This window comes from Mesorhizobium sp. M7A.F.Ca.CA.004.12.1.1, from assembly GCF_003997835.1.
In the GTDB taxonomy this organism is placed as follows: domain Bacteria; phylum Pseudomonadota; class Alphaproteobacteria; order Rhizobiales; family Rhizobiaceae; genus Mesorhizobium.
This window is the reverse complement of record NZ_RZRK01000497.1, coordinates 1-4,618: the sequence shown is the minus strand read 5'-3', so window position 1 is coordinate 4,618 and position 4,618 is coordinate 1. Positions and strand designations below refer to the sequence as shown.

Annotated in this window: 6 protein-coding genes; 1 reads left to right on the top strand and 5 read right to left on the bottom strand. The window is 65.5% G+C overall.

Annotated elements, in window-relative coordinates:
- Window positions 1-70: 70 nt before the first annotated feature.
- Window positions 71-304, top strand: coding sequence for a DUF2093 domain-containing protein (locus tag EN984_RS23465; protein ID WP_031213688.1), 234 nt, complete (start codon window positions 71-73; stop codon window positions 302-304).
- Here the strand turns inward: EN984_RS23465 and lpxK are convergent.
- From lpxK to EN984_RS23440, 5 genes are all read right to left on the bottom strand, one after another.
- A complete protein-coding gene (lpxK, locus tag EN984_RS23460; RefSeq protein ID WP_127383973.1) occupies window positions 301-1,326 on the bottom strand; it encodes a tetraacyldisaccharide 4'-kinase in 1,026 nt (341 codons plus the stop codon). The genes EN984_RS23465 and lpxK overlap by 4 nt on opposite strands.
- Window position 1,327: 1 nt before the next feature.
- Window positions 1,328-2,644 carry a lipid IV(A) 3-deoxy-D-manno-octulosonic acid transferase gene (waaA, locus tag EN984_RS23455; RefSeq protein ID WP_027038607.1) on the bottom strand — a complete coding sequence of 439 codons (1,317 nt, stop codon included), beginning with the start codon at window positions 2,642-2,644 and terminating at the stop codon, window positions 1,328-1,330.
- Complete coding sequence (locus tag EN984_RS23450) at window positions 2,641-3,432, bottom strand: lysophospholipid acyltransferase family protein (RefSeq protein ID WP_127266858.1); 792 nt, start codon at window positions 3,430-3,432, stop codon at window positions 2,641-2,643. Before EN984_RS23450 ends, waaA begins: the two co-directional genes overlap by 4 nt.
- 5 nt (window positions 3,433-3,437) lie before the next feature.
- Complete coding sequence (locus EN984_RS23445; RefSeq protein ID WP_027038609.1) at window positions 3,438-3,683, bottom strand: DUF4170 domain-containing protein; 246 nt, start codon at window positions 3,681-3,683, stop codon at window positions 3,438-3,440.
- A 103-nt stretch (window positions 3,684-3,786) separates the two neighbouring features.
- Entirely contained in the window at window positions 3,787-4,590 is an 804-nt protein-coding gene (locus tag EN984_RS23440) for a 3'(2'),5'-bisphosphate nucleotidase CysQ (protein WP_127266859.1), read from the bottom strand.
- Between the last annotated feature and the right edge of the window lie 28 nt (window positions 4,591-4,618).

Sequence of the window (4,618 nt, the reverse complement as noted above, 5' to 3'; positions counted from 1 at the left end):
GGCTTGTCGCATGCTTGACCTCGCCGGGAATTTATGGCGATGAAATCCTCATGAACCCTGGCGTCCCCGCATGATGAACCGTTTCGAAGGCCCCGGCGGCAAGGAAGCCCGCATCCGCTATCTGGATGGCGACTTCCAGGTTACCAGTCCCGGCGCGTTCGTGCGTTGCGCGGTGACAGGCGAAAGCATTCCGCTCGACGAGTTGAAATACTGGAGCGTCGCCAGGCAGGAGCCGTACATCAGCGCCACCGCCTCGCTGCGCCGCGAAATCGAGATGCATCCGGAGCTGCGTAAACGCGGTTAACCCTTCAGCTTGCGCTGGCGCCAGGCATCGAGCGTCTCGTCGATGATGCGCTCGGGAACGTGATCGAGTTCGAAGACAGTGTCGATCTCCAGCACCTCGAGCCGGTCGAGAAAGTCCTGTGGGGCGCCGTGGCGCAGCCGGGCCGCGTCCTTGGCGGTGGTGATGAGCACCAGCCCCTCAGTGCGTGCGGTCGCCGCCAACTCGACAAGTTCGTCCTCGGCAAAGAAATGGTGGTCCGGAAACGGCCGCGTCAACGCCAGTTCGCCGCCGGCTTCGCGCACCGTGTCGAAGAATTTCTCGGGATGGCCGATACCGGCGAAGGCGAGGAACCGCTTGCCGGCAAGCCCTGCCTTGCCGCTTGGCTCTGTATGGGCCTCGAAGATCGGCCGGCCGGCGCGTGCCGCCTGGCGGACCACGCTGTCGGCGGCAGTGCCCTCGCCCATTTTCAACAGCCCGCTGGTGAAGACCAACTGGTCGACGATTTTGGCCCTGAGCGGCCCGCCCGGAATGACGCGGCCATTGCCAATTCCGTAGCGCGCATCGACGACGACCAGCGCATAATCGATGTGGATGCGGGCGCTCTGAAACCCATCGTCCATGATCAGGAATTCGCAGCCATGCCGTTCCAACAGCAGCCGGGCGCCGGCGGCGCGGTTCGGCGTCACCGCCACCGGCGCGTGTTCGGCGAGCAGCAGCGGTTCGTCACCGACATGCCTGGCACTGTCATGGTCGATATCGACCACGTGAGGCTCGGCGAACGAGCCGCCATGGCCGCGCGACAGGAAGCCGGGTTTCAGATGCATTCGCTTCGCCTGCTCGGCGAGCGCGATGGCCACCGGTGTCTTGCCGGTGCCGCCAACCGTGAAATTGCCGATGCACAGAACGGGTGCTTCGATCTTCTCGCGCTTGGCCCGCCGCATGCCGCGGCCGGCGGCGGCGGCATAGATGGCCGATAGCGGCGACAGTGCCAGGACCCGCCAGTCCGGCTCTTCCCACCAGAATGGTGGTGCTTCAGAGGCCACGCTAGCGACCGTTCGCGCCCTTCAGGCGCGACTTGACGACCAGCGGCTGGATATAGGGCTCAAGCGATTTCAGCGTGCGCGCCAGCGCGCCACGCATCTCGTCGACGGTCGCCACACCCGCCGCCATCATCTCGTGGCGCGCCACTTCGTTGGTCAGGAGGAAATTGACGGCGCCGGCCAGCATGTCGCGATCGCGCACCAGCTTGGCGCCGCCGCTGTCGAGGAGACGCTGGTAGGCCTCGCGAAAATTCTGAACATTGCGCCCGGCGAGAACCGCGGTGTCGAGCATGGCCGGTTCCAGCGGGTTCTGGCCACCCTCGGAGGTCAGCGAGCGGCCGACGAAGGCGATTTCGGTCAGCCGGAGATAGAGTCCCATCTCGCCGATCGTGTCGCCGAGCAATATATCCGTGTCGGCGGCTATCCTGTCGCCCTTGCTTCGCCGCGCGACCTTCAGGCCCATGCCGGAAATCTGCGCCGCAAGCGCCTCGCCGCGATCGGGATGACGCGGAACGACGATCGTCAGAAGACCATGGTGGCGTTTGTGCAGCGTCGCGTGGACTTCAGCCGCGACCACTTCCTCGCCGTCATGGGTCGAGATCGCCGCCCAGGTCGGGCGCGTGCCTATCTGCCGCCGCAGCGTCGCCAGCGCCCGTTCGTCGACGGGCGGCGGCGAGGTATCGACCTTGAGATTGCCCGACACGGTGACCGGCCGGGCGCCGAGCGCCAGAAACCGCTCGCCATCGACATCCGACTGCGCCACGACGTGAGCCAGGTTCTCGAACAACGCCTCGGCGATGTTGGCCCGTTTCTTCCACGACTTGAACGAGCGGTCGGAGAGCCTGCCATTGACCAGCACCTGCGGCACGCGGCGCGCGCCAAGCTCGAGGATGGTCATCGGCCAGATTTCGGATTCGGCGATGATCGCCAGATCCGGCTGCCAGTGATCGAGGAACCGGCTGACCGCCGGCTTGAGATCGAGCGGTACGTATTGGTGGATGATCCGGTCACCGAGACGCTCATCGGCGACCTGCGCCGAGGTGACCGTGCCGGTCGTCAGCACGATGTTGACGCCGTAGTCGAGAATGCTTTCGACCAGCGGCACGACGGCGATGGTCTCGCCGACGCTCGCGGCGTGGATCCAGATCACCGGCCCGTCGGGGCGCGCGCGTCCGGCGACGCCATAGCGCTCGCGGCGGCGGTAGCGGTCTTCCTTGCCGCGCGAGGTGCGCCAGGCAACATAGGGCCCGACCAGCGGATAGGCGGCCGCACCCGCGAAACGGTATGCCGACAGCATGGCTCGCGCCCAGCGGCCGCTCATCGCGGAGCATCCACGAGACGGTAGGCCTCGGCGGTCGCGGCATTGAGCGCGGTCGTCACTTCCTGGCGCTTGCGCTCCATTTCGGCCTCATCGGCGCCGGCCGCCACGAAGATCGGCTGACCGATGACGATCGACGAACGGCCGAACGGCAGGTTGATGGTGGTCTTGTCCCAGCTCTTCTCCAGTACCTTGCGGCGGCTGGTGGTGATGGCGACAGGCACAAGCGGCCGGCCCGAGAGGCGAGCCAGGAGAACGATACCAAGCCCTGCGTCTCGTGGCGTGCCGTGCGGAATATCTGCGATCATGGCGACGTTCTTGCCGACGGCGAGCGACTTTTTCAGGGCGATAAGCGCTTTTGCCCCGCCCTTGTCGAGATGCCTGGCATTTTCGCGCCCGCCGGAGCCGCGCACCGCCTCGATGCCGAATTTTTCCAGCATCAAGGCGTTGAGCTCGGCATCAGCGCTGCGCGAAACCATGGCGACCAGCGGCTTGCGCTTGGGGTAATAGGCTGGCGTCAGCAGATGCTGGCCATGCCACAAGGCGATGATGCCAGGCTCGAATTCGGTATAGGCACCGCCCGAAAACCGTGCCGATCCCTCGACGACGCGATTGGTGAGGCGCACGAAGCGCACGAACTGGGCGAACAGGCTGGCGATGGCGTTCTTGACGAATCGCGACTGCGCCAGCGGTTGGCGAATCTTGCGCCAGAAGGCCTTGGTCGTGCGGCTGCGTCCCCTGCCCGTGGGCGCGGCATCGCTTGCTGGCCCTTTCGCCAGGTCATGCTCCATCGAAGTCAACCGGCAACCTTGTTGTCGGGGTCCAGCAGCCGGTGCAGATGAACGACGAAGTAACGCATGTGGGCGTTGTCCACGCTGGCTTGCGCCTTGGCTTTCCACGCCGTGTGCGCGGATTGATAGTCCGGATAGATGCCGACGATATCGAGGCCCTCGAGATCGCGGAATTCGGTGCCGCCAAGCTTCTTGAGTTCGCCACCGAACACCAGATGCAAAAGCTGTTTCTTTCCGTCTTCCGCGGCCATGTCGGTCCTTCACATATCGTGAGTTTGTCACAGGTCTAGACCAAAGCCGCCAACTTTGGAACCTTTAGGGCGAGATGAATTCATCTCGCCGGGGAAAACGCCTTCACGCGTCCAGGCCGGCGATGACGCCGGCGAGCACGGCCAGCAATTCACCGCTGCCGGCAGCAAGGGCGCCGTGGCGGGTCACCTCGCCGGCATATAGTGGAGCGCGACCGTGCTGGTCGAGCAGCTGGCCGCCGGCCTCGCGCAGGATGAGGTCGGCCGCCGCAATATCCCAGTCATGCGCATTCGGCTTGACGAAAGTGGCATCCAGCGCGCCATTGGCGATCATCGCCAGCCGATAAGCCAGCGAAGGGCTGTAGGGCGCTCGCTTCAGCCGCGCCTGCCATTCGGCCGGCATCAGGTCGGTCAACTGCTTCAGCCCGGAAATCTCGGCTGTTTCCGCCAGCTTGCGAACCGCAATGCGCTTGCCGTTGCGGAAGGCGCCCTGGCCCGGCAGCGCCCAATAGGTTTCCTCCATCGCCGGGCATTCCAGCACGCCGGCCAGCGTACGGCCACGCTCGACGACGGCGACGCTGACGCACCAGGTGCGCTGGCCTTCCAGAAAACCGCGCGTGCCGTCGATCGGGTCGACGACGAAGGTGCGGCGTGCCGAAAGCCGGACCGGATCGTCGACGGTCTCTTCCGACAGCCAGCCATAATCCGGTCGCGCCGCCAGCAGCGTTTCGCGCAGGTAGGCGTCGGCGGCATGGTCGGCCTCGCTGACCGGCGATGTGCCGCCCTTCATCCAGACTTGCGGGCTGTTGCCGAAGTAGCGCATGGCGATGAGCCCCGCCTCGCGGGCGGCATCGCGCAGCAGCGGCAAATCTTCGGTGGCCCCGGCTATGGTGAGGTCATGCTCCGGCAAGGGTCATGCCTTCGATCAGGAGCGTTGG

Bases quoted from the DNA above. Each gene is read 5' to 3' on its own strand.
- EN984_RS23465 (WP_031213688.1), top strand. From the start codon at position 71: ATGATGAACCGTTTCGAAGGCCCCGGCGGCAAGGAAGCCCGCATCCGC.
- waaA (WP_027038607.1), bottom strand. From the start codon at position 2,644: ATGAGCGGCCGCTGGGCGCGAGCCATGCTGTCGGCATACCGTTTCGCG.
- EN984_RS23450 (WP_127266858.1), bottom strand. From the start codon at position 3,432: ATGGAGCATGACCTGGCGAAAGGGCCAGCAAGCGATGCCGCGCCCACG.
- EN984_RS23445 (WP_027038609.1), bottom strand. From the start codon at position 3,683: ATGGCCGCGGAAGACGGAAAGAAACAGCTTTTGCATCTGGTGTTCGGT.